The following is a 23,100-nucleotide window of genomic DNA, read 5'->3' on the forward strand; positions in this document are numbered from 1 at the left end:
CTTCGTGCGGGGCCGTGTTCCCCGCGGGGCCGTGTTCCCCCGCCGGGTCAGGCCTTTCCGCGGCGTCGTGCTTTCCGCGGGGCCGTGCCTTCCTACAGGAAGGTGCGGCCCTCGCCGCGGTAGGTCGGCACTTCTTCGACGACCTTGTCGCCCTCGATGAGGTGCAGGGTGGCGAAGCGTTCGCAGAGCTCGCCCGCCTTGGCGTGGCGGAACCAGACGCGGTCGCCGACGCGCAGGTCCTCGGCGGCCTGGCCGATGAGGGGGGTCTGGACCTCGCCCGCGCCTTCGTCCGGGGCATAGCGCAGGCCGCAGGGGAGGTAGGGCTGGGGGAGGCGGTCGGTTCCGGGGGAGCCTGAGGCGACGTAGCCGCCGCCGAGGACGGTGACGACTCCGGTGGCGGGGCGGCGGACCACGGGGAGGGCGAACAGGGCGGCGGGGTGGCCGGTGAAGCCGCGGTAGAAGTCGAAGAGGCGGGGGTGGAAGAAGCCGGATCCGGCGGCGACCTCGGTGACGGCTTTCTCGCGGATGGTGCTTCCGATGCTGCCGGTGCCGCCGCCGTTGACGAACTCCAGGTCGGCGATCTGGCGGACGGCCTGGACGATGCGGCCCCTGCGCATGATGAGCTCGCGGCGGGAGTGGGTCTGCATCCAGCGGATGGCGCGGGTGAGGGCGGGCTTGCCCGGCGGGGCGTCGCCGACTCCGGCGATCTGGGCTTCGTAGGCCATGAGGCCGACGAGGCGGAATCCGGGGCGTTTGGCGGTGTCGGCGGCGAGGTCGGCGGCCTGGTCGGCCTCGCGGATGGGGGAGCGGAGGGCGCCTGCCCGGAATTTGCCGCCGAGGGTGACGTATCCGGCGTCGATGTCGAGGCAGATCCGGATCTCGTGGCGGTCGCGGACGCCGGAGACGGCGCTCTCGACGAAGTCGAGGTGCTCGGAACGGTCCACCGTTATCGTGATCTCCCGGGCGGCGCGGGGGTCGGCGGCCAGCTGGGCGAGGGCGGCGCGGTCGGCGGTGGGGTAGGCCACGAGGACGTCGCGCAGGCCGGTGGAGACGAGCCAGAGGGCTTCGGGCAGGGTGAAGGCCATGATCCCGGTGAAGCCGTCCATGTCGAGGACGCGGGCCAGGACCGGCCGGGAGCGGATCGATTTGCTGGCGACCCGGATGGGCTTGCCGTGGGCGCGCCGGGCCATGTCGGCGGCGTTCGCGCGCAGGGCCGCGAGGTCGAGCACGGCGAAGGGGGGTTCCAGGTGCGCGGTGGCCCGGTCGTAGCGCTGGCGGTCGTCCATGGGGGCAGGATAACCCCGCCCGACCGAACGTGAGTAGTATTCATGTTACTGGCCGGCGGTAAATTCTTCCGCCGTACGGCGTGCGGAGTCGGGCAAGTGGCCGGGGCGCGTCCCACTCCTGGGTACCGGGGTCGTTACACCTGACGGGGTGATGACTACTCTCCAGGGAAGCCTGGCGGGCGCGGCGAGCCCTTCGGTGGGAGAGCGCCCGCGTGCGATCCGTCGCAGGTCGGTACGGCTGCTGCGGCCGGATCGGGGACCGGTGGGCGTGACGGTGGCCCTGGCGGTCTCCGTCACCCTCTCGGCATCGGTGGGGACGACGGTCGGGCTGCTGACGGGCTCGCCCTTCGGGCTGGTGCCGTACCAGAAGCTCGCCTCCGGAATCGGGGCGCTGAGCTGGTCGGATCCGGTGATGATCGCCGTGACCCTGCTCATGATGGCGGCGGGAGTGCTGCTGGTGGTGCTCGCGGCGACGCCCGGCCGGGCCCGGCTGGTGCCGCTGGAGACGAGCGACCCGCTGATGGTGATCGGCCTGACCCGGTCGGGGCTCCGCCGTACGCTGCGGGACGCGGCCGAGTCGGTGGCCGGGGTGGACCGGGCCCGGGTCCGCCTGTGGACGCGGCAGGTCGAGGTCGTCGTGATCACCGACGAGGAGCGGACCGGGCAGCTGCTCCGGCAGGTGGGCGCGGCGGTCGGGGACCGGCTGGCGGGCGTGGGGGCGATGTACGGCGGCGAGGTCGTGGTCCGGCTGCGCGGGCGGGTGAGCTGATGAAGCCGTACCTGGGCAACCGGATCGGCCTGGCCGTCACCGGGACCGTGCTGGCGGGGGCCGGGCTCTACGGCTTCCTGCGGGGACAGGAGCAGGTCTCCGGCCGGCCGGGCGCGGAGCCGATCCTCGACCCGGGGCTTCCCGCGCGGCTGGCGGAGGACCCGTGGGCGGGGTGGCTGGTCGCGCTAGTACTTGTAGTACTGACGCTGGTGGCCGTCTGGTGGCTGCTGCGCTCCCTGGGCTGGGGACGGTGGGGCAGGCGCAGCGGGACGGGGACCGCGATGCTCGCGGTCGCCCTCAAAGAAGTCGAAGGGCTGAGCGGGATCCGGGTCAGGTCCGTGGAAGGCGACCGGGTCCGGATCGCGGTGAGCTGCGGGCCCGCGGCCGACGTCGGCGGGCTCGTGGCGCGGGTAAACGAGGACGCCGTCCACAAGGTCCGCCGGGCGCTTGGGGACGAGACGCTGGGGGCGCTCGTCCGCCTGCACGTCCGGCGCCGCTGAGGACCGCGCGGCCGGGAGCGCCCACGGGCTCTCCTGCGCGGCCCAGGATTCCTCCGGCGGCCAGGGGTCGTTCCGCCGCCGTCCGCGCGGCTCCTCCGTCTCCCGGCCCGCCTCCCGGGGATCGCCGGGCTCCACGGGCTCCGCGGGCTCCATGGGCTCCGCGGACTCGCCGGGGCCGCGGAGCTCGCGGACGCCGAAGGCCAGTCCGGCGGCCAGGCACGCCAGGGGGACGGCGGGGACCACGTAGCGGTGGTCGAAGGCCGCGATGAACGGCGGCAGCACGACGAGCACGGTGGCGGCCGCCCACGGCAGCAGCGCCGCGCCGCCGAGGGCCCAGCCGCCCGGTCCCCGCGGCTCCTCGCGGGAGGGCGGCTCGCGGTGGGCGCCCTCCCCGGGACGGGCGCGGCGGGCGCCGAAGGGGCCTTCGACGGAGACGCGCAGCCGGGTCAGGACGCCGATCAGCCCGATGAGGAGGATGACGCCGAAGAACGGGCCGCGGAGGAAGCCGTTCTCCTGATAGGCGCGCAGCCAGCTCGCGTAGGGGTCGACGGTGACGGTGTCGCCGGGCCCGCCCTGGTAGGCGGTGACGAGTTCTTCGGCGGTGCGGCCGCGGGAGGCGGGGGTGTCCGGCAGGGAACCGGTGACGTCGGGGAAGACGTAGGCGCTCTGGTCGCCCTCGGTCGGGTAGACACGGCGGGTCCAGTCGAAGATGTGGGCCACGTCGGTGAGACCGGTCCGGAGGAAGTCGAGCGGCTGGGCCATGACGGCCTGCGTGGCGAAGTCCCCGGCGAGCGCGTCACGCTCGGCCCAGTCACCTTTGATCTTGTTGAAGGGGGAGTCGCCGCCCCAGATGTAGACCGGCGGCGGCTGGCGCAGGTTCAGCGGCTCGGTGGGGCAGAGCGCGGCCTCCGGCCCGGTGGGGAGGATCTGCGCGCAGTCGGCGAAGGTCATCGTGCGGGCCCAGAGGAAGGCGTTGCCCCGGGTGAGCCCGTAGGCGCCGAACTCGGACTTGAACCAGACGGCGTACCCGCCCAGGGCGATCGCGCTCGCCGTCGCGGTGGCGACCACCGCCTTCCAGCCGGCCCGGCGGATCACCAGGCCGACCAGCACCACGGCGATCAGCGGCAGCCCGATGGTCCGGGTGACGGTGGCCACGGCCAGCAGGAGCCCGGCGAGCAGGGCGAGCCGGACGGCGGGCCGCCGCCGCCACAGCAGCAGCGTCACCGCCAGCACGGCGAGGAACTGGAAGAGCAGGTCCGCCATGACGAGGTGTTCGAGCTGGACCTGGTGGACGTCCAGCAGGACGGGGAGGGTCGCGAGCGTCGCGCCCCATCCCGGCAGGCCGGCCAGGCGTCGCAGCAGGAGATAGACGCAGGCGGCGACGGCCAGCCCCATCAGGTGCTGGACCACCACCACGGCCTGGACGCTCTGCAGCGGGCTCAGCAGCCACAGGAACAGCGAGTAGCCCGAGGGGCGCGACTCCAGGGGCCGGACGTCGAGGGCGGCGCTCAGGTAGGCGAAGGAGTCGGCCCAGAACCACAGGGCGGGGCGGTATCCCAGCACGGCCAGGGCCCGCAGCGCGCCGCCGGCCAGCAGCGCGGCGATGAACAGCCAGTGCGCGCGGAGGATGCGGCCCACCGGGTGAGCTCCCGTCGTCACCGATACCTCCCGGCCTTCCTGAACAGCTCATAAACGATAACGGCAGGAACGCACGTCCTTGCACGGATCGCGGACTTTATATGGGCGTGATGTGGAATCGCCGGGAGGGCGTCAGCACTCGATGACGTTGACGGCCAGGCCGCCGCGGCTGGTCTCCTTGTACTTGTCCAGCATGTCGCGGCCGGTGTCGCGCATCGTCTTGATCGCCTTGTCGAGCGAGACGAAGTGGCGGCCGTCGCCGCGCAGCGCCATCCGGGCGGCGGTGACGGCCTTGACCGAGGCCACCGCGTTGCGCTCGATGCACGGGATCTGCACCAGGCCGCCGATCGGGTCGCAGGTCAGCCCCAGGTTGTGCTCGATGCCGATCTCGGCGGCGTTCTCCACCTGCTCGGGGGTGCCGCCCAGCACCTCGGTGAGCCCGGCGGCGGCCATCGAGCAGGCCGAGCCGACCTCGCCCTGGCAGCCGACCTCGGCGCCGGAGATGGAGGCGTTCTCCTTGAACAGCACGCCGACCGCCCCGGCGGTCAGCAGGAAGCGGACCACGCCGTCGTCGTCGGCGCTGCGGACGAACCGGTCGTAGTAGGTGAGCACGGCCGGGATGATGCCCGCCGCGCCGTTGGTGGGCGCGGTGACGATCCGGCCGCCGGCGGCGTTCTCCTCGTTGACGGCGATGGCGAACAGCGAGATCCAGTCCACGATCTGCAGGGAGTCCTTCTCCGGGGACTCGGCCTGCAGCTGGCGGTGGAGCTGGTGGGCGCGCCTGCGCACCTTCAGCCCGCCGGGCAGCACGCCCTCCTTGGTGATGCCGCGGTTCACGCACTCGGTCATGACCTGCCACAGGTGCAGCAGCCCGGAGCGGATCTCGGCCTCGGCGCGGCCGAAGGCCTTCTCGTTCTCCAGCATCAGCCCGGAGATCGACAGGCCCGTCTCGCGGCAGTGGGCGAGCATCTCGGCGGCGGTGGTGAAGGGGTACGGCAGGGCGGTGTCGTCGGCCTTGATCCGGTCGGCGCCGGTGGCGTTCTCGTCCACGATGAAGCCGCCGCCGACCGAGTAGTAGATCCTCTGGCTGAGGATCTCCCCGGATTCGTCGAAGGCGGTGAAGCGCATGCCGTTCGGGTGGCCGGGGAGGGACTTCTTGCGCTCGAAGACGAGGTCGTCGCCGACGACGAAGGGGATCTCGCGGGAGCCGTACAGGCGGACGGTCCCGGAGTCCTTCATGGCGGCCAGCCGTCCGTCCACGCTGTCGACGTCGACGAGCTCGGGCTTCTCGCCGGACAGGCCGAGCAGGACGGCCTTGTCGCTGCCGTGGCCCTTGCCGGTGAGGCCGAGCGAGCCGTACAGGATCACCTCGACCCGGGCGGTCTTGTCCAGCAGCCCGTCGTGGTCGAGGCCCCGGGCGAATTTGTGGGCGGCGGCCATCGGCCCGCCGGTGTGCGAGCTGGAGGGGCCGATGCCGATCTTGAAGAGGTCGAAGACACTGATCGCCATTGATCCGGTCCTTAGGTCGCCGTGGCCGTGCGTGCCGGGTGGCGGCCCGCACGGTCACGGCACAAGAGGGGAAATATCAGGACTCGCCGGAGGTGAGTGCGGCGTACTCCTCGGCGGAGAGCAGGTCGTCGGCGTCGCCCTCCAGGCGCACGCGGAACAGCCAGCCCTCACCGTACGGGTCGCCGTTGACCAGCGACGGGTCGTCCACGACGGCCGCGTTGACCTCGATGACCTCCCCGCCGACGGGCGCGTAGACGTCGCTCACGGACTTGGTCGACTCGACCTCGCCGACCGAGTCGCCGGCGGCGACCGTCGTGCCGACCTCGGGAAGCTGCACGTAGACCACGTCGCCGAGCGCCTCGGCCGCGTAGGCCGTGATGCCCACGGTGAGGGTCAGGCCGTCATCGACGCCCGCCACCCACTCGTGCTCCTTGGTGTAGTGCAGCTCGTCAGGAATGCTGGTCATTTCTTCCTCCGATAGAAAGGCAGGTCGACGACCTCGACCGGCTCGTGGCTACCCCGGATGTCCACCGCCAGACCTTCGGTCAGGCCAGTGTCCACATACGCCATCGCGATGGGCTTACCCAGTGACTGGGACGGCGCCCCGCTGGTGACCTCGCCGACGACCGCGCCGTCGCCCGCGGCCACCACCGGGTAGCCGTGCCGGGGCACCCGGCGCCCGGTCGCGACCAGGCCCACCAGGCGGCGGGACGGCGGGACGTCCTTGAGCGGCTCCAGGGCGGCCCGGCCGACGAAGTCGCCCGGCTTGTCAAACCTCACCACACGGCCCAGGCCGGCGTCGAACGGGGTCAGGGCCGCCGACAGCTCGTTGCCGTACAGGGGCATGCCGGCCTCCAGGCGGAGCGTGTCGCGCGCCGACAGCCCGGCGGGGCGCAGGCCGTACGGCTCGCCCGCCTCGGTGAGCGCGGCCCACAGCGGCTCGGCGTCGTCGCCCGCGATGAACAGCTCGAAGCCGTCCTCGCCGGTGTAGCCGGTGCGGGCGATGAGCGCCCGGCGGCCGGCGACGGTGGCGGGCAGGCCCGCGTAGTACTTGAGCCCGTCGAGGTCGGCGTCGGTGAGCGCGGCGAGGATCTCCTGCGACCGCGGCCCCTGGACGGCGATCAGCGCGTACCGGTCCGAGCGGTCGTCCACGACCGCGTCGAACGCCTTGGCGCGCTCGGTCAGCTGCGCGGCGACCATGGGGTAGTTGGAGGCGTTGGCGACGACCATGAACTCCTCGGGCGCGAGGCGGTAGACGATCAGGTCGTCCAGCACGCCGCCCTCGGCGTTCACGATCATCGTGTAGCGGGCGCGGCCCGGCTCCAGCGCGGAGAGGTGGCCGACGAGCGCGTAGTCGAGAGCCTCGGCGGCCTGCGGGCCGGTCACGAAGATCTCCCCCATGTGGGACAGGTCGAACAGGCCCGCCGCCTGGCGGACCGCGTTGTGCTCGGCGGACTCGCTGCCGTAGCGCAGCGGCATGAGCCAGCCCGCGAAGTCGGTCAGCGTCGCGCCGAGGGCCTCGTGGACACCGCGCAGGGGTGTGGGTCGGGACATGTTCGCACCTCAGACAGGGGTCGGATGAGAGCATCCTCCCCCTCTGTCATGGTTGCCTGAGAGCTTCACCCGGTTTTTAACCGGACTTTCACCTTCGGCGAGGCCTCGAGGACCTGCTTTCCAGAGGGCACCTACCCGCACGGTCCTTTGCCTTGAGAGGTTCGCGGGGAGGGCTTGCTCCTTCAGGGGTCCTGGGCTGGGTGTCAGGACGCTCTCCCGCACGGGGTTCATCGGTGTCGCAGCCAGCCTAACGGCCCGGACCCACTGAGTGAAATCCCTCCGTGCGGTGATCCGCCCCGTTTCACGGCGGGGCCGGGCCGTCCGGGGCTGCGCCGCTATCCACCGATGTGGTCGACCAGGGCGGCGAACAGGGCGCACTCGTCGTCGGCCTCCGGGTGCCACTGCACCCCCAGGGCGAAGGGGTGCCCCTCCAGCTCCGCGGCCTCGACCGTGCCGTCCTCGGCGTGGGCGGTCACGGTCAGGCCCTCGCCCGGCCGGTCGATCGCCTGGTGGTGGTAGTGGGCCACGTCCGCGGTCCCGGCGCCCAGGATCTTCGCGACCCGGCTGCCCGGAGCGAGCCGTACCGGCATGCGGCCGAAGCGGCCCGGGGCCGGGGCGTGGGCGCCGTGACCCACCACGTCGGGCACGTGCTGGTGCAGGGTGCCGCCCAGGACCGTGTTGAGGACCTGCAGGCCCCGGCAGACCCCGAGGAGGGGCAGGCCCGCGTCGAGGGCGCCGCGGACCAGCCCCAACTCCGCGTCATCACGAAATTTCCGGATATAGCCGGTCCGCTCGTGAGGCGGCTCGCCGTACCGCGCCGGGTCGATGTCACCGCCCCCGGCCACGATCAGCCCGTCCAGCCGCCCGATCACCGCGGCCGGGTCGCCCGCCGGGGGCAGGATCACCGGCTGCCCGCCCGCGCGGACCACGTGCTCGACGTAGCCGTACGGCAGCAGCGCCGCGGTCGTCTCCCAGACGGTGAAGCGCGCCGGCTCGACGTAGCAGGTGACGCCGATGACGGGACGGGACATGTCGGCCTTCCGGTGATGGATCGGCGGGCTACAGCGGGGTGACGTAGGCGCCGGAGATGCCGCCGTCCACCAGGAACTCCGAGCCGGTGATGAAGCTGGCGTCGTCGGAGGCCAGGAACGCCACCGCGGCGGCGATCTCGGACGCCTCGGCGAAGCGGCCGAGCGGGATGTGCACCAGGCGGCGCTGGGCCCGCTCGGGGTCCTTGGCGAACAGCTCCTGCAGCAGCGGGGTGTTCACCGGCCCCGGGCACAGCGCGTTGACCCGGATGCCCTCCCGGGCGAACTGCACGCCCAGCTCCCGCGACATCGCCAGCACCCCGCCCTTGGAGGCGGTGTAGGAGATCTGGGAGGTCGCCGAGCCCATCACCGCCACGAACGACGCCGTGTTGACGATCGACCCCCTGCCCTGCCGCTGCATGTACGGGATCGCGTGCTTGCAGCACAGGTAGACGCTCGTCAGGTTGACCTCCTGGACCCGGCGCCAGGCCTCGATGCCGGTCTCCAGGATCGAGTCGTCGTCCGGCGGGGAGATGCCCGCGTTGTTGAAGGCGATGTCCACGCTGCCGTAGGCCTCGAACGCCGTCCGGTACATCCGGGCGACGTCGTCCTCACTGGTGACGTCCGCCTTCACGAACAGGCCGCCCACCTCGGCCGCGGCCTTGGCTCCGGCCGTCTCGTCGACGTCCACGCACACCACCCGGGCGCCCTCCTGGGCGAAGCGGTGCGCGGTGGCCAGGCCGATCCCGCTGCCCGCGCCGGTGATCACGGCCACCCGGTCCTGCAGACGCTGCATAACCTCTTACTCCTCCGAAATGAAGACGTTCTTGGTCTCGGTGAACGCGGACAGCGCGTCGGGGCCCAGCTCGCGGCCGAGACCCGACTGCTTGAAGCCCCCGAACGGGGTCCAGTAGCGCACCGACGAATGGGAGTTCACGCTCAGGTTCCCCGCCTCGACGGCGCGCGCCACCCGCAGCGCCCGCCCGACGTCGCGGGTCCAGATCGACCCGCTCAGCCCGTAACGCGTGTCGTTGGCGATCCGTACGGCCTCCGCCTCCCCGTCGAACGGCACCACCGACACCACCGGCCCGAAGATCTCCTCGGTGAAGGCCGGGTCGGTCGCCTCCGGGGTGAGCACCGTCGCCGGGAACCAGAAGCCCGGCCCGGACGGGCACGACCCCTGCAGATGCGGCGTGCCGGTGACGAAGGAGGCCACCCGGTCCCGGTGCGCGGCGCTGATCAGCGGGCCCATCTCGACGGCCTCGTCGAGCGGGTCGCCGACCTTCACGCCGAGCACCGCCGCAGAGAGGCGCTCCATGAACTCGTCGTAGACGGAACGCTCCACCAGCACCCGCGAGCGCGCGCAGCAGTCCTGGCCCGCGTTGTCGAAGACCGCGTAGGGAGCCGTGGCGGCGGCCTTGGCGACGTCGGCGTCGGCGAAGACGATGTTGGCGCTCTTGCCGCCCAGCTCCAGCGTGAGCCGCTTGACCTGCCCGGCGCACGTCGCGGCGATCCGCTTGCCGACCTCGGTCGAGCCGGTGAACACGATCTTCGCCACGTCCGGGTGCTCGACCAGCCGGGCGCCCGCCGTCTCGCCCTCTCCGGGGATCACCTGCAGCACGCCCTCGGGCAGGCCCGCCTCCAGCGCCAGCTCGGCCAGGCGCAGCGCGGTCAGCGGCGTCTGCTCGGCGGGTTTGACGACCACCGTGTTGCCCGCCGCCAGCGCCGGGGCGACCCCCCACGTCATGATGACCATCGGGAAGTTCCACGGCACGATCACCCCGACCACGCCCAGCGGTTCGGCGAACGTCACGTCCAGTCCGCCGGGCACCGGGATCTGCTTGCCGTGGTTGCGCTCGGGCGCCCCGGCGTAGAAGTCCAGCACGTCGCGGACGTTGCCCGCCTCCCAGCGGGCGTTGCCGATCGTGTGCCCGGCGTTGGCGACCTCCAGCGCGGCCAGCTCGCCGGCGCAGGCGTCCACCAGCGCCGCGAACCGGCGCAGCAGCCGGGCGCGGTCGCCCGGGGCGACGGCGCGCCAGGCCGGGAACGCGGCCCCGGCCCGCTCCACCGCGCGGTCCACCTCGGCGGCGCCGGCGAGCTCCACCTCGGCGACGACCTCCTCGGTCGCCGGATTGATGATCTTCATGCTCACATCCGCTCGAATCCCCGGAACAGCTCCCAGTCGGTGACCGCCGCCTCGAAGGCGGTCAGCTCGACCCGGGCGTTGTTCGCGTAGTGCGCCACGACGTCCTCGCCGAAGGCCTCCCGGGCGACCTTCGAGCCCTCCCACAGCTCCAGCGCGTCGCGCAGGGTGTGCGGGACGGTCTCGGCGTCCGAGGAGTAGGCGTTCCCGGTGAACGCCTCCTCCAGCTCCAGCCCGTTCTCGACGCCGTGCAGCCCGGCGGCGATCATCGCCGCGACCGCGAGGTAGGGGTTGACGTCGCCGCCGGGGACCCGGTTCTCGATCCGCAGCGACGGCCCGTGCCCGACCAGCCGCATCGCGCAGGTCCGGTTGTCCACGCCCCACTTGACCGCGGTGGGGGCGAAGCTGCCCTGGACGTACCGCTTGTAGGAGTTGATGTTCGGGGCGTGCATCAGGGTCATCTCGCGCAGGCAGGCCAGCTGCCCGGCGATGAAGCGCCGCCCGGTCTCGGAGAGCCCGTGCGGGCCGTCGCCGGCCATGACCGGTTCGCCCTCCGGGGTCCGCAGGGACAGGTGGATGTGGCAGGAGTTGCCCTCCCGCTGGTTCGGCTTGGCCATGAAGGTCAGCGACATGCCCTCCTGGGCGGCGATCTCCTTGGCCCCGTTCTTGTAGATGACGTGGTTGTCGCAGGTGGCGGTCGCCTCGGTGAAGCGGAAGGCGATCTCGTGCTGGCCGAGGTTGCACTCGCCCTTGGCCGACTCGACGTACATCCCGGCGCCCTCCATGCCGAGCCGGATCCGGCGCAGCAGCGGCTCCACCCGGGCGGTGCCGAGCAGGGAGTAGTCGACGTTGTAGAGGTTGGCCGGGGTCAGGTCCCGGTAGGCCCTGCGCCAGGCGTCCTCGTAGGTGTCGGCGTAGACCACGAACTCCAGTTCGGTGCCGACGAACGCCCGCCAGCCGCGTTCCCGGAGCCGGGCGAGCTGCCCGAGCAGGACCTGCCGGGGCGAGGGGGTCACGTCCGTGCCGTCCTCCCACACCAGGTCGGCCATGAGCATGGCGGTGCCCTCCTGCCAGGGCACTCTGCGCAGGGTGGACAGGTCGGGCCGCATCACGAAGTCCCCGTACCCCTGATCCCACGACGACATGGCGTAACCGGCCACCGTGTTCATGTCCACGTCCACCGCGAGCAGGTAGCTGCAGCCCTCCGCGGCGTGCTCGGCCACCTCCTCCAGGAAGTAGCGCGCCGCCAGGCGCTTGCCCTGGAGCCGCCCCTGCATGTCGGCGACCGCCAGCAGCACCGTGTCGATCCGTCCCGCCCCCACCTCGTCGCGAAGCTCGCTGAGGTTCACACGCCCTCCTCGCCGGAGTCTTATTGGGCTAGTGTCAGACCATTGATGTGCACGAAGGTTGGCTTGTCAAGAGCCGGAGGGAAGATTTGGACGAGTCGCCGCGACTGACGACCGTGCTGCGGCCGGTGCGGGCGGGCAACGCCTTCGAGGAGACCGTGGAACGGTTGCTCCAGGCCATCAAACTCGGGATCGTCGCCGAGAAGCTGCCGCCCGAGCGCGAGCTCGCCGCGCGGCTGGGCATCAGCCGCGTCACCCTGCGCGAGGCGATCCGCGCCCTGCAGGAGGCGGGCTACCTCGATGTGCGGCGCGGCAGGTACGGCGGCGCGTTCGTCACCTACAGCCCGCCGGAGCCGGGCAGCGAGGACCTGCGCAGGGCCGTGGCCGACATGGGCACCGACGAGCTGGACGACGCCCTCACCTTCCGGATGGCCGTGGAGTGCGGGGCGGCCCGCGTGCTGGCCACCGCCGCGCTGGCCGGGGGGCTGAGTGAGGAACGGCGCGGAGAGCTCCGCCGCCGCCTGGCGGAGGTCAACTCCGCGGGCCCGGACGACTACCGCCGCCTGGACACCGCCTTCCACCTGTGCGTCGCCGAGCTGACCGGCTCCCCGCTGCTGGCCGCCGCCTGCGCCGACGCCCGGCTCCGGGTCACCGACCTGCTCAACGCCATCCCGATCCTGCAGCGCAACATCGAGCACGCCGCCGCGCAGCACGAGGCGATCGTGACCGCGATCCTGGCCGGAGACCCCGACGCCGCCGCCCGCGCGGTGGCCGAGCACCTGGAGGGCACGGCCGCGCTCCTGCGCGGCTTCCTCGCGTGAGGTGACTCCCGAGTTTCCCCGGGTAACCCGGTTACCGGGTTTCCTCGCATAGTCTCGACGGACATGGGGGACTGGTTTCAGCAGCGCATCATGGAGACGGGACGGCTACCGCTGTTCTGCTTCTTCGTCGCGCTGATCCTCGCCTTCGTCTTCACCCGCATCAACGTCCGCCTCATCCGCGCCAAGGTCGGCTGGTTCCGCAACGTCAACGTCGGCGAGATGCACATCCACCACGTGGTGTTCGGCGTGGTGCTGCTCCTGCTCGCCGGGGTCGCCGGGCTGCTGGTCTCGGGCGTCTCGCAGACCTGGTACGCCGTGACCGCCGCCGTCTTCGGCATCGGCGCGGCGCTGGTCCTCGACGAGTTCGCGCTGATCCTGCACCTGCACGACGTCTACTGGGAGGAGGAGGGCCGCACCTCGGTCGACGCGGTGTTCGTCGCGATCGCGGTCACCGGCCTGCTCCTGCTCGGCCTGCGCCCGCTGGGCTGGGAAGACTCCGACGGCACCCCGCAGGGCACCTGGCTGACGGTCGGCCTGATCGTGGCCAACCTGCTGCTCGCGGTCGTCACCCTGCTCAAGGGCAAGATCTGGACCGGGCTGGTGGGCCTGTTCGTCCCGGTCCTGCTGGTCCCCGGGGCGATCCGGCTGGCCCGCCCCGGTTCGCCCTGGGCCCACTGGTTCTTCGCCCCCGGCTCCCGCCGTCCCCGCCCCGGCAAGATGGCCCGCGCCGTCCGCAGGGAGAAACGCTGGCGCCACCCGGTGATCCAAGCCAAGATCGCCTTCCAGGAGTTCGTCTCCGGCCGCCACGACCTGCCCTCCACCCGGCTGCGCTCCCGCCGGTAGCGATCTGCGCACCCCTGATATATCCAGACCAGGTGGGCATACTTGGGATGTGACGGACTTCCCCCCGTTCCAAGAGCGGATCCTGCATGCCGTGCTGCCCGTCTGCGACCGGTTCGGGCTGGTGCTGGCGGGAGGGCATGCCCTGAGGATGCACGGGTTCACCGACCGGCCGGGCGGGGACGTCGACTTCGCGACGGCGGCGGAGGCGCCGCTGCCGGAGATCGCGGACGGCATGGCGGAGGCCGTACGGAAGGCGGGGCTGGACGCCGAGGTGCGGGAGGCGACGCCGCGCGTGAGCTGCCTGATCGTGACCGACCCGGTGACCGGCCAGGAGGGCGGGCTCGGGCTGCTGCGGGAGGCGCTCCAGCAGCGACCGGTGCTCTTCGGCGAGCTGCCCGTCATGGCGCTGGACGACCTCGTCGGGCTCAAGGTCCGCACCCTCCACGAGCGCGGTCTCGCGCGCGACGTCGCCGACGTCGCGGCGGTCTCGGACCTGTACGGCCTCCGCGAGCTGGAGCGTCTGGCCCGCCTGCACAGCGAGGAGTTCTCCCTCGCGGAGCTGGTGATGCGCCTGGAGTTCGTCGACCTCATCGCGGACGAGGAGTTCGAGGCCTACGGCCTGGACGGGGAGCGGATCAGGGAGATCCGCCTGTTCGCCACCGCGTGGGTGGAGGACATCAAGCTCCGCCGGGCCGACGAGGGCGACGCCGAGTACGACTCCGACGTCCCCGAACTCGACTGACGGCCTCGCGACCCCCGACGGTCACTTTCTGTGCATGGCGCGTCATTTTTAGGGCAGGTGATGATCCATCCTGACGAAAGGGTGGAACCCATGAAGCTTATGGAGAAACTTAACCTGCGTGAGCTGAAGGCCCGGGCCAAGCGCCGGATGGGGCACCGGATCGGGGACCGCCGCCTGGCCGCCGAGGGGCGGACCGAGGAGGCGGAGGCGAAGCTGCTGAAGACCCAGGACGAGATCCTGGAGGCCGTGGCCGAGATGCGCCGGGAGTACGGCCTCCGCCGCCGCCTCCGCTGAGTCCCCGGCTGCCGGGCGCGGTGGCGGTCACGCCGCGCCGGTGAGACCGCGCACAGCCAGGCCGAGACCGAGCAAGACCACGACGAGGGCGGTTCCGACCGGGGCGAGGGCCGAGGCTCGGGCCGCGAGGCCGTGGCCCACCCCCCCGAACCGGTCGAGCCGTCCCGCGAGTTTGACCAGGAGCAGACCGGTGGCCGTGAGGGTGGCCGCCATGCCCAGGCCGTAGGCGAGGACGAGCGCGACCCCGAACCAGGTCCGCCCGAGCGCGATCGCGCCGAGCAGGACGACGAGCGCCGAGGGGCTCGGAACCAGGCCGCCGGCGATCCCCATGCCCACCAGCCCGCGCCGCGACCCCGCGGAGGCGGGCGCGGGGTCGTGCCCGCGGGAGACCGGTGGGGGCGGCGCGTCGTCCGGTTCCCGGGAGGACGGCGCGCCGTCCGCCTCCAGGAGCGCCACCCGGCCGTCCGGCCGGGCCGGGTGCCCGTGGCGGTGGGCGGCGCCGTCAACGGGACTCCCACGGTCATGAGCCGGGCCGTGCTCATGTCCCTGTCCGTGACCATGTCCGTGTCCGTGACCATGACCGAAATGTCCGTGGCCGAAGTGCCCGTGCCCGTGTCCGTGGCCGTGGCCGTGACCGGGGGCTTCGCCGGTGCGGTAGGCGCGCCAGGCGGTCTGCAGGAGCCGGGCGCCGACGGCGGTGATCAGCAGGCCGCTGGCCACGCCGAGCCAGCCGAGCACGGACTCCCCGGTGAGGAACGAGAAGGCGCTCAGCAGCAGGCCCACCACGAGGACGCCCAGGGTGTGGGTCACGGTCACGGTCGCGCCGACGACCAGGGCGTCGCGCGGCCGGCCGCGCCGTCCGGCCAGGTAGGCGGCCATGATGGTCTTGCCGTGCCCCGGGATGAGCGCGTGCCCGGCGCCCAGGAGCACGGCGATGCCCACCGCGAGCAGGCCGAGGGGGACCGTCAGCGAGCCGGAGCCGACCAGGTCGGTGAACGCGCGGTCGAGCCGGGCGAGGGCGTCGCCGAACGGTCCCACGGAGATCAGGGGGGAAACGGCCGGGGCGGATTCGGTTCCGGCGCCGGTTCCCGTGCCGGCGTCACCACCGAATCCGTCCCCGGCCGCGTTCCCGGTCTCGGGGCCGGTCCCGGGCGTGAGGGTCAGCCGCGCCGTACGCTGGTCGAGCGGGCTGGTCAGCAGGTCGTCGGGATACTTCCGGAGTTCCTCGCTCACGCTCGTCCCCGGTACGGACGCCTCGGCCAGCCGCACCCCGCCGCCCGCGACCGCGGTGATCTCCCGCCAGCCCAGCCGGTCGGGCAGGAAGCCGTCCTCGAACTCCACCGCCCGCGGCGCGGCCACGGTCGCGGCCAGCGAGCAGGTCAGGCGGCTGGTCTCCAGGCCGCCCTCGCCCGGCTCGTAGGCGAACGCCGAGGAGGCGACCCGCCAGGCGGCCGCCGTCCCGTTCACGGTCAGCCGCTGCGCGGCGGCCAGTTCCCCGCAGCGGGCGGCGCCGTACGCCGACCGCTCCGGCGGCGAGACCGTCCCCGACCCGTCGGCGTCCACCGTCGCTCTGGTTTGCAGGGTGGGCAGCTCGGCGCTGTCGACGACGGCGAGGTTCTCCACCCGGTCCGGGGCGATCTTCAGGCCGTTGTAGTGGTTGACGGTGAATCTGCCCAGCGGGTGCGCGACCACCTCGGACGCGGTGACCCCGGCGGCCGGGGCGGCGGACGCGGAGGCGGGGGCGGCCGTCAGGGCGAGCGCCGCGCACAGGGCCACGAGGCCGGAGGCGGCCGAGGCGGCCGCCGGGCGGAGCGTCGTTCGGGAGATCATGCGAACCTCGGGTCGTTCGGGGGGCCGGGGGACGGAGCCGTGGACGGAGCCGGGGCCTCGCCTGCCCGGGGCCAGGAGGGGGGAGGTCAGGAGAACCTGGCCAGCGCGGGCAGGCGAGGAGAGAAGGCGGGATTGGCCCTGCGGGCCTCGGCGGCGGACTTCCCGGCCCGCTCGGTGAGACCCGCGGCGCGCTCGATCTCGGCGCGGTGGTGCAGCAGGAGGGCGTTGCGCCAGCCGGTCGCGGTGGCCTTCCTCGCGTACGGCAGAGCCTCCTCGCTGCGGCCGTCCCGGTGCAGCGCCCAGGCCAGGGCGTCGGCGGCGACCAGGTTGGGGTTGCGGGCGTACTCGGCCCGGGCGTACGCGACGGCCTCGGCGGGGGAGCCGTGGTCCGCCTCGTACTCGGCCCAGGTCACGTCGTCCCGCACCCCCGCGCCCGTCATCAGGTCCCGCTGCGCCCGCAGCAGGGTCCACTGGCCGGACGGATCCCCGCCCGAGGCGCGGATCACCTCGGCGTACTCGATCACGTACTGGGGCAGGGGGAGCCGCTCGACCACGGTCGCGTACAGGTCGAGGGCCTCGGCCGTCCGGCCGTCGAGCGCCGCGGCCCGGGCGGTGCCGGCCAGCGCCGGGGTGAACCCGGGGGCGGCCCGCAGCGCCAGGCGGTACCGCTCCGAGGCGCCGGCCAGGTCGCCGGAGTGCAGAGCGAGCTCGCCCAGGGAGTAGTGGCAGTAGGCGACGTCGTCAAGGGAGAAGGCGTCGCCGAGGGCGCGATCCAGCATGCGGCGGGCCCCGGCGCGGTCGCCCCGGAGCTCGGCGGCGTAGGCGGCCCGGGTGAAGGACGCGACGCCGGGCCGCAGCTCCATCATCCGGTCGATCGCCCGCTCCGCCTCGCCGTACCGGCCGAGCTGGGTGTAGGCGTCGGCGAGCACCGCCTGGGCGCCGGGGCCGTAGGGGTTGGCGTCGGCCGACAGCCGCGCCAGCCGTACGGCCTCGGTGAAGTCGTGGCGGCCGGCGGCGAGGGCGGCCTGGCCGGTCAGGGCGGCGAAGTTGCCCGGCTTCAGCGCGGCCGAGCGGGCCAGCGCCTGCTCGGCCTTCGGGTAGAAGGACGGGTCGGCGGTGATGCGCGCCTGCTGGACGTAGGCGGCGCCGAGGCTCGCCCACGCCTGGTCGTCCTCGGGCAGGCGGCGCAGCCGGTTGGTCAGCGCGTCGATCGCGTCCCGCGTGGAGGCGGCCGAGACGGGGACCTCGCCGAGCGAGCCGGGGACCGGCCCGCGCGCGAGGGCGGCCGCCGAGGGGGTCGGCGACGGCTCGCCGGGGATCAGCGCGGCCCCCGCGGTCAGCGCCCCGGCCAGCGCCAGGACGGCGATCCCCGCCTTGGTGGAAGTCTTCACAATCGCTCCCCTGAACAGTGGCTGCCCTTGAGCAGTGACTGCCCTGACCGGGGGCGGGACCCGTCCGGGCCCCGCCCCCGCCGGGTCAGTTCTGGTTGACCGAGATGTTGCTGGGCAGCGGGATGTAGGGGAACGTCCCGCCGGTGGGCTTGTCGTTGGCGTCCACCTTGTCCCCGGCGGCCAGCGCGTCGACGAGCTTGCCGCTCTGCGCCGCGCCCGCCACCACCTGCAGGGAGATGTCGACCGTGTCGTCGATGAAACGACGGCCGTTGGGGTAGCCCTGCGGGTCGCCGCCGATCACACCGAGGCGGTTGGGGTCCTTGCTGGGCGGGATGGACATGTTCAGCCGCAGCATCTCCGAGGGGCGCAGCTTGACCGCGTCCTTGTTGAGGGTCTGCGAGTTGAGGTCGGCCTTGATCGGGCCGTTGTCCTCGGTGATGCCGGTCAGGAAGATCTGGACCAGGTCGTTGCGCGGGGTCGCGGGAGCCTTGATCCCGTAGATGGACTGCAGCAGCCGGGCCAGCTCGGGGTCGGTGACGCGGTTGACGACCGCCGGGATGCCGGCGTCCTTGTCCGGGCTGATCGAGTTGAAGGTGTCCTTCAGCCCGGCCGGCATCACGAGCTCGTTGACCAGCGGCGACGCCAGGCGGGAGACCTGGACGAAGCCGTTCGGGCCCCGCTTGTCCACGGTGGACCAGACGCCGATGACGGGGTTGCGCTTGGAGTCGCCCTTGAGCGCCAGCTCGTCCTTCGGCAGCTGGAGGCCCAGCGTGTGGACGTTGTAGCCCTTGAGGGTGTCCTGCCCGACCTCGGACAGGTCGCCGCCGTACAGCAGGTCGAAGACCCGCAGGTCCAGGAAGAACGACTCGTCCGACTGCCCGGCGAACGTCTTGCCGCCGCCCTTGAGGCCGACGATGGCCGCCGAGCGCAGGGTGCCGTAGTTGGGCATGGACGCGCGGCCGACGTTGCTCGGGGCCACGGTCCCGTTGGAGACGAGCGTCTCCGAGCCGCCGGAGGTGATCTTCGTGAGCGTGTAGCGCTGCTTGAACAGCAGGTTCTCATCGTTCAGCGAAGTGACGGGGCCGTTGTTGTAGAGGAATGTGGTGTTTCCGCGCTTGTCCTGGTTCTGGAAACGCCATTGGTAGGTGATGTCGGGTTTTGCGTCGCCATCACTGTCGATCTTGATGTTGTAACGGGAATTGGTGTCGAACTGATAGAAGTTCGGCCCTCCGTTGGGCTCCTCGAAGGGGATGAAGTTCGCCATCAACGTCACCGTGTCCGGCTTGTCGGGGCTGACGAAGGCGTAGACGTCGGTGTTGTCGTTGCGGGGGTCTCCTGAGGTCATCGGAGCCTCGCGGTGCGAGGATGCCGTGCCGGTGTCGGCTCTGAACAGGGTGAACGAGGAAGCGATCAACGCTCCCGCGATGCCCAGGCTGACCAGGGCGCGCCGGTTGGTCCGGAGCTCCATGGAGTGCGTCCTTTCGGCTGCCGGTCACGGGGGTGACCGGGCTCGGGATGAGAGAGGTGGAAACCGGCCGGGTTCCTCGACGTGTTGTTCGCCGCCGGAGCGTCATTGGATTGCCCGAGTTTCCCGGCGGCTGAATCCCGGCCGGGTCATCGAAAAATGAGTGGAACTCCGATTAATTGCGCATCCAGGCTCTAGACAGAACATGTGTCTGGCGGGCATAGTCCGTGGGACTGCAGGGGCGCGAGTGGACCGATCTTTTCAAGGTGGGCGAATGACAAGCCTCGACTCAGCCACATCCGTCGTCCGATCGGCGATCGCCGAGGTGCTCAGCGTGCCGAGCGACCAGGTGAAGCCCAGCGCGACCATCGCCGACCACCAGCTCGACAGCCTGGAGTGGGTGGAGATCGCCGTCATCATCGAGGAGAGGCTGGGCATCCAGCTCGAACCCTCGGACTTCGCCGGGGCCAAGACCGTGGCGGACGTGGCCGGCATCCTGCACGCCGCGCTGGCGACCCGGTGAGGGGCGGGCGGGAGGCGGACGGACCGGGGACGGGCGGCGCGGGCGCGCGGGTCGTCATCACCGGTCTCGGCGTCAAGAGCCCGGCGGGCAACACCGCCGGCGAGGCGTTCACCACGGTGCTCGCGGGCAAGTCGCTCGCCGTCCCGATCCCCGGGCTGGCCGGAGGGCCGGTCCCCATCGGCTGCCCGCTGGCCCCCTTCGAGCCGCTCGACTACTTCACCGGCCGCGAGCTGCGCACCCTCGACCGCACGGCGCAGATCGGGCTGGCCGCCGCGGTCGACGCCGTCACCGACGCGGGGGACCTGCCCGCGGAGGGCTGCGGCGTCTACGTCGGCACCGGCGGCGGCGGATTCGCCACGCTGGAGAGCCTCATCGTGGGGCACACGCTCGGCCGGGAGAAGGTGCCCGTGCACGCCGTCCCGTCGCTGATGTCCAGCTCCACGGCCGCGCGCATCGCCATCCGGTACGGCTACCGCGGCCCGTGCCTGACCTTCAACACGGCCTGCGCGAGCGGCGCCACCGCGATCGGCGAGGCGCTGCGCGCGATCCGCTCGGGAACGGTCCGGGCCGCCGTCGCCGGCGGGCTGGACGCGTTGCTGTCCCCGCTGGTCATGGAGGCGTTCGCCAGGGTCGGCGCGTTGTCGGAGCGAGTGGACGCGCCGGCGGAGGCCTCGCGCCCGTTCGACGGGGAACGCGACGGCTTCGTCATGGGCGAGGGCGCGGCCTTCATGGTCCTGGAACGTGCCGATCTCGCCGAGGCCCGCGGCGCCCGCGTCTACGGCGAGGTGAGCGGCTACGCGGCCAACTGCGACGCCAGCCACATCGTCGCGCCGCTGCGCGACGGCTCCGTCACGGCCGCCTGCATGCGCGCCGCCCTGGCCGACGCCGGGCTGACCCCGGCGGACGTCGGCCACGTCAACGCGCACGGGACGTCCACCCCGCACAACGACGACGCCGAGGCCCTCGCGCTGCGCGACTGCTTCGCCGGCCGTCCGGGGAACCGCACACCCCCGGTGACCTCGACCAAGGGCGTGACCGGCCACCTGGTCGGCGGGGCGGGCGCGCTGGAGGCCGTCCTCGCCCTGCTCTCGGCCCGGGAGGGCCTGGTCCCGCCCACCGCGAACTTCACCGCCGGCCCGGCCGCCGACCTGATCGACCTCGTCCACGGGGCCCCGCGCGCCGTGCCCGCGGCCCCCGTCCTGTCCAACTCCTTCGGCTTCGGCGGCAGCAACGCCTGCCTGGTCCTCACCCCGGCCTGACCTCCGCGCAGTCTCCCGCTCTCCCGTGCGGCTGCGCCCCCGGAGCGCCGGCCGCCGCACCCCCTCCGCGGCGGTCCGGCGCTCCTCGCCGTTCCCGCCGCTCCACCCATCGTGCTCACGGCCCCGGCCGCCCCTGTCGTCAACTCGGGTTGACGTGGCGGCCACCGTCAACTTATGTTGACAATATCGACTTTGGTCTACGAAACCTGGCGAAGCGCTCAGGGAGGACACGTGGGCGATAGACAGGAAGGACGACGACCGGGGGCCGGTCGCGTCCGTCCGGAGGGGATGAGAGTGACCGCGACCGCATCGGGGCACGTGAGCGAGCCCGAGCCCGGGGGCACGTCCGGAGCCGGGACCACGCCTGCGACCGGGCCCGGGGCAGGGGCCGTGGAGACGGCGGGTTCCGGGGCCGCGGGCGCGTCGTCGTGGCGCCTGCTGCTCGGCTACGTCCGGCCGTACTGGAGGGTGCTCCTGCTCGGCGGAGTGCTCAGCCTCGTCAGCTCGCTGGCCGGGCTGGCGATGCCGCTGCTGGCCAAGTCGGTGGTCGACGCCTTCGGCCGGGACCAGTCCCTGGCCGGACCGGTGATCGCGCTGACGGCCGCCGTGGTGGTGGGCGCGGGCATCGGGGCGCTCGGCAGATACGTGCTGGAGCGCATGGGCGAGGGAATCGTGTTCTCGGCCCGGCAGAGCCTGGTGGGGCGGATGATGCGGCTGCGCGTCTCCGAGGTGGACCGGCTCAAGCCGGGTGACCTGCTCTCCCGGGTGACCTCCGACACCACCCTGCTCCGCGCCGTGTTCACCGACGGGATCGTCGAGTCGGTCAGCGCCGTGTTCATGCTGGTGGGCGCGGTGGTGATGATGGCCGTCATGGACGGGGTCCTGATCCTCGTCACGCTGGCGGTCCTCGTCCTGGTCGGCGGGCTCGTGGGCGTGGTCATGCCGCGCATCCAGCGGGCCTCGATCAAGGCGCAGGAGGCGGTGGGCGAGATGGGCGCGGTGCTCGACCGGGTGCTCCAGGCCTTCCGCACGGTCAAGGCCAGCGGCGCCGAGGACCGGGAGATCGCCACGGTGGGAGCCGCGGCGCGTGAGGCCCGGGACCGGGGCATCGCCGTCGCCTGGCTGTCCTCCATCGTGGGCATCTCCGCCTGGGTCTCCGCGCAGCTCGCCTTCGTGGCCGTGCTCGGCGTCGGCGGGGCGCGGGTCGCCTCCGGCGCGATGGAGGTCTCCGCGCTGATCGCCTTCCTGCTCTACCTGTTCTTCCTCGTCGCGCCGGTCGGCCAGCTGGTCCAGGGGTTCACCCAGGTGCAGAGCGGCCTGGCGGCGGTGAAGCGGATCCGGGAGATCGAGGAGATGCCGGCCGAGCAGACCGCCGGGACGGTCCCCCCGCCCGGCACGGCTCCCGCCGGGGTGATGTTCGACTCCGTGGTCTTCCGTTACGGCGACGACCGGCCCGTCGTGCACCAGGACGTCTCCTTCACCGTCCCGGCCGGCGGGATGACCGCGCTCGTCGGCCCCTCGGGGGCGGGCAAGTCCACGGTCTTCGCGCTGCTGGAGCGCTTCTACGAGCAGCAGTCCGGGACGGTCGCGGTCGACGGCCGCGACATCCGCCAGTGGCCGCTGGCGGAGCTGCGGGCCGCCCTCGGCTACGTCGAGCAGGACGCGCCCGTGCTGGACGGCTCGCTCAGGGAGAACCTCCTGTTCGCCGCGCCGGGCGTGACCGAGGACGAGCTGCGGCGGGTGCTCGCGCTGACCCGCCTGGAGGACCTCGTCGCCCGCCTGCCCGAAGGGCTGGAGACCAAGGTCGGCCACCGCGGGGTCCTGCTGTCCGGAGGCGAGCGCCAGCGGGTCGCCATCGCCCGGGCGCTGCTGCGCCGCCCCCGGCTGCTCCTGCTGGACGAGGCCACCTCCCAGCTCGACGCGGTCAACGAGCTCCGGCTCCGCGAGGTGATCGCGGAGGTGGCCAGGGAGACGACCGTGCTGGTGATCGCGCACCGGCTCTCCACGGTGACCGGCGCCGACCGGATCGTGGTGATGGAGGCGGGCCGGGTCAGGGCCGTCGGCACCCACGACGAGCTGCTCGCCGAGGACGACCTCTACCGCGAGCTCGCCGCCACCCAGTTCCTCACCTCCGCCTGACACCCCGGATGCACCGCACG

The 23,100-nt window shown here is 72.6% G+C and carries 20 protein-coding genes and 2 riboswitches; of the genes, 8 read left to right on the top strand and 12 right to left on the bottom strand.

The window, feature by feature from the left end:
- Window positions 1-92 precede the first annotated feature (92 nt).
- Window positions 93-1,286 carry an amino acid deaminase/aldolase gene (locus Plo01_RS06450; protein ID WP_203889577.1) on the bottom strand — a complete coding sequence of 398 codons (1,194 nt, stop codon included), beginning with the start codon at window positions 1,284-1,286 and terminating at the stop codon, window positions 93-95.
- A gap of 151 nt (window positions 1,287-1,437) precedes the next feature.
- Here Plo01_RS06450 and Plo01_RS06455 point away from each other — a divergent pair, with 151 nt between their 5' ends.
- The gene (locus tag Plo01_RS06455) at window positions 1,438-2,055 is read left to right on the top strand and encodes a DUF6286 domain-containing protein (RefSeq protein ID WP_203889578.1); all 618 of its coding nucleotides are present in this window, start codon (window positions 1,438-1,440) and stop codon (window positions 2,053-2,055) included.
- 185 nt (window positions 2,056-2,240) lie between these two features.
- On the opposite strand, the gene Plo01_RS06460 is transcribed toward Plo01_RS06455, so the two are convergent.
- The 8 genes from Plo01_RS06460 to Plo01_RS06495 all read right to left on the bottom strand — a co-directional run bounded on the left by Plo01_RS06460 (window position 2,241) and on the right by Plo01_RS06495 (window position 11,776).
- Window positions 2,241-4,214, bottom strand: coding sequence for a hypothetical protein (locus Plo01_RS06460; protein WP_203889579.1), 1,974 nt, complete (start codon window positions 4,212-4,214; stop codon window positions 2,241-2,243).
- A gap of 111 nt (window positions 4,215-4,325) precedes the next feature.
- Window positions 4,326-5,702 carry an L-serine ammonia-lyase gene (locus Plo01_RS06465; RefSeq protein ID WP_203889580.1) on the bottom strand — a complete coding sequence of 459 codons (1,377 nt, stop codon included), beginning with the start codon at window positions 5,700-5,702 and terminating at the stop codon, window positions 4,326-4,328.
- Window positions 5,703-5,778: 76 nt separating this feature from the next.
- Window positions 5,779-6,168, bottom strand: coding sequence for a glycine cleavage system protein GcvH (gcvH, locus tag Plo01_RS06470; protein ID WP_203889581.1), 390 nt, complete (start codon window positions 6,166-6,168; stop codon window positions 5,779-5,781).
- The gene (gene gcvT, locus Plo01_RS06475) at window positions 6,165-7,256 is read right to left on the bottom strand and encodes a glycine cleavage system aminomethyltransferase GcvT (protein WP_203889582.1); all 1,092 of its coding nucleotides are present in this window, start codon (window positions 7,254-7,256) and stop codon (window positions 6,165-6,167) included. Before gcvT ends, gcvH begins: the two co-directional genes overlap by 4 nt.
- 33 nt (window positions 7,257-7,289) lie before the next feature.
- A riboswitch (glycine riboswitch) is annotated at window positions 7,290-7,386 on the bottom strand.
- Window positions 7,387-7,485, bottom strand: a riboswitch (glycine riboswitch).
- Window positions 7,486-7,591: 106 nt separating this feature from the next.
- Complete coding sequence (locus tag Plo01_RS06480; protein ID WP_203889583.1) at window positions 7,592-8,287, bottom strand: gamma-glutamyl-gamma-aminobutyrate hydrolase family protein; 696 nt, start codon at window positions 8,285-8,287, stop codon at window positions 7,592-7,594.
- A gap of 28 nt (window positions 8,288-8,315) precedes the next feature.
- Window positions 8,316-9,080 (bottom strand): 3-oxoacyl-ACP reductase, encoded by a 765-nt coding sequence (locus Plo01_RS06485; protein WP_203889584.1) that lies wholly within the window; start codon window positions 9,078-9,080, stop codon window positions 8,316-8,318.
- Window positions 9,081-9,086: 6 nt separating this feature from the next.
- On the bottom strand, window positions 9,087-10,430 hold the full coding sequence (locus tag Plo01_RS06490; RefSeq protein WP_203889585.1) for an aldehyde dehydrogenase family protein: 1,344 nt from the start codon (window positions 10,428-10,430) through the stop codon (window positions 9,087-9,089).
- A gap of 2 nt (window positions 10,431-10,432) precedes the next feature.
- A complete protein-coding gene (locus tag Plo01_RS06495; RefSeq protein WP_239315935.1) occupies window positions 10,433-11,776 on the bottom strand; it encodes a glutamine synthetase family protein in 1,344 nt (447 codons plus the stop codon).
- 86 nt (window positions 11,777-11,862) lie between these two features.
- Between Plo01_RS06495 and Plo01_RS06500 the strand changes: the two genes are divergently transcribed.
- The 4 genes from Plo01_RS06500 (at window position 11,863) to Plo01_RS06515 (ending at window position 14,473) form a co-directional block, all read left to right on the top strand.
- On the top strand, window positions 11,863-12,594 hold the full coding sequence (locus Plo01_RS06500) for a FadR/GntR family transcriptional regulator (protein ID WP_203889586.1): 732 nt from the start codon (window positions 11,863-11,865) through the stop codon (window positions 12,592-12,594).
- A 63-nt stretch (window positions 12,595-12,657) separates the two neighbouring features.
- A complete protein-coding gene (locus tag Plo01_RS06505) occupies window positions 12,658-13,437 on the top strand; it encodes a hypothetical protein (protein ID WP_203889587.1) in 780 nt (259 codons plus the stop codon).
- A 49-nt stretch (window positions 13,438-13,486) separates the two neighbouring features.
- Window positions 13,487-14,179 (top strand): nucleotidyl transferase AbiEii/AbiGii toxin family protein, encoded by a 693-nt coding sequence (locus Plo01_RS06510; protein ID WP_203889588.1) that lies wholly within the window; start codon window positions 13,487-13,489, stop codon window positions 14,177-14,179.
- Between the two features lie 99 nt (window positions 14,180-14,278).
- Window positions 14,279-14,473 carry a hypothetical protein gene (locus tag Plo01_RS06515; protein WP_203889589.1) on the top strand — a complete coding sequence of 65 codons (195 nt, stop codon included), beginning with the start codon at window positions 14,279-14,281 and terminating at the stop codon, window positions 14,471-14,473.
- 27 nt (window positions 14,474-14,500) lie between these two features.
- Here the strand turns inward: Plo01_RS06515 and Plo01_RS06520 are convergent, their stop codons facing one another.
- The 3 genes from Plo01_RS06520 to Plo01_RS06530 form a co-directional block, all read right to left on the bottom strand.
- Window positions 14,501-16,303, bottom strand: coding sequence for a nickel/cobalt transporter (locus Plo01_RS06520; protein WP_203889590.1), 1,803 nt, complete (start codon window positions 16,301-16,303; stop codon window positions 14,501-14,503).
- 86 nt (window positions 16,304-16,389) lie between these two features.
- The gene (locus Plo01_RS06525) at window positions 16,390-17,694 is read right to left on the bottom strand and encodes a tetratricopeptide repeat protein (protein ID WP_203889591.1); all 1,305 of its coding nucleotides are present in this window, start codon (window positions 17,692-17,694) and stop codon (window positions 16,390-16,392) included.
- 85 nt (window positions 17,695-17,779) lie between these two features.
- Window positions 17,780-19,162, bottom strand: a complete 1,383-nt coding sequence (locus Plo01_RS06530; RefSeq protein ID WP_203889592.1) for a DUF4331 domain-containing protein — start codon at window positions 19,160-19,162, stop codon at window positions 17,780-17,782.
- A gap of 271 nt (window positions 19,163-19,433) precedes the next feature.
- Here Plo01_RS06530 and Plo01_RS06535 point away from each other — a divergent pair, with 271 nt between their 5' ends.
- From Plo01_RS06535 to Plo01_RS06545, 3 genes are all read left to right on the top strand, one after another.
- On the top strand, window positions 19,434-19,682 hold the full coding sequence (locus tag Plo01_RS06535) for an acyl carrier protein (protein WP_203889593.1): 249 nt from the start codon (window positions 19,434-19,436) through the stop codon (window positions 19,680-19,682).
- Window positions 19,679-20,941: a beta-ketoacyl-[acyl-carrier-protein] synthase family protein gene (locus Plo01_RS06540; RefSeq protein WP_203889594.1), complete on the top strand. Its 1,263-nt coding sequence runs from the start codon at window positions 19,679-19,681 to the stop codon at window positions 20,939-20,941. Before Plo01_RS06535 ends, Plo01_RS06540 begins: the two co-directional genes overlap by 4 nt.
- A gap of 294 nt (window positions 20,942-21,235) precedes the next feature.
- Complete coding sequence (locus tag Plo01_RS06545) at window positions 21,236-23,080, top strand: ABC transporter ATP-binding protein (RefSeq protein WP_239315941.1); 1,845 nt, start codon at window positions 21,236-21,238, stop codon at window positions 23,078-23,080.
- The last annotated feature ends 20 nt before the right edge of the window (window positions 23,081-23,100 follow it).

Source organism: Planobispora longispora (genome assembly GCF_016863135.1).
Taxonomy (GTDB): Bacteria; Actinomycetota; Actinomycetes; order Streptosporangiales; family Streptosporangiaceae; genus Planobispora; species Planobispora longispora.

What these genes read in the sequence shown, in the direction of transcription:
- Plo01_RS06450 (WP_203889577.1), bottom strand. Translation starts at nt 1,286, where the DNA reads ATGGACGACCGCCAGCGCTACGACCGGGCCACCGCGCACCTGGAACCC.
- Plo01_RS06455 (WP_203889578.1), top strand. Translation starts at nt 1,438, where the DNA reads ATGACTACTCTCCAGGGAAGCCTGGCGGGCGCGGCGAGCCCTTCGGTG.
- Plo01_RS06465 (WP_203889580.1), bottom strand. Translation starts at nt 5,702, where the DNA reads ATGGCGATCAGTGTCTTCGACCTCTTCAAGATCGGCATCGGCCCCTCC.
- gcvH (WP_203889581.1), bottom strand. Translation starts at nt 6,168, where the DNA reads ATGACCAGCATTCCTGACGAGCTGCACTACACCAAGGAGCACGAGTGG.
- gcvT (WP_203889582.1), bottom strand. Translation starts at nt 7,256, where the DNA reads ATGTCCCGACCCACACCCCTGCGCGGTGTCCACGAGGCCCTCGGCGCG.
- Plo01_RS06480 (WP_203889583.1), bottom strand. Translation starts at nt 8,287, where the DNA reads ATGTCCCGTCCCGTCATCGGCGTCACCTGCTACGTCGAGCCGGCGCGC.
- Plo01_RS06485 (WP_203889584.1), bottom strand. Translation starts at nt 9,080, where the DNA reads ATGCAGCGTCTGCAGGACCGGGTGGCCGTGATCACCGGCGCGGGCAGC.
- Plo01_RS06490 (WP_203889585.1), bottom strand. Translation starts at nt 10,430, where the DNA reads ATGAAGATCATCAATCCGGCGACCGAGGAGGTCGTCGCCGAGGTGGAG.
- Plo01_RS06505 (WP_203889587.1), top strand. Translation starts at nt 12,658, where the DNA reads ATGGGGGACTGGTTTCAGCAGCGCATCATGGAGACGGGACGGCTACCG.
- Plo01_RS06515 (WP_203889589.1), top strand. Translation starts at nt 14,279, where the DNA reads ATGGAGAAACTTAACCTGCGTGAGCTGAAGGCCCGGGCCAAGCGCCGG.
- Plo01_RS06520 (WP_203889590.1), bottom strand. Translation starts at nt 16,303, where the DNA reads ATGATCTCCCGAACGACGCTCCGCCCGGCGGCCGCCTCGGCCGCCTCC.
- Plo01_RS06530 (WP_203889592.1), bottom strand. Translation starts at nt 19,162, where the DNA reads ATGGAGCTCCGGACCAACCGGCGCGCCCTGGTCAGCCTGGGCATCGCG.
- Plo01_RS06535 (WP_203889593.1), top strand. Translation starts at nt 19,434, where the DNA reads ATGACAAGCCTCGACTCAGCCACATCCGTCGTCCGATCGGCGATCGCC.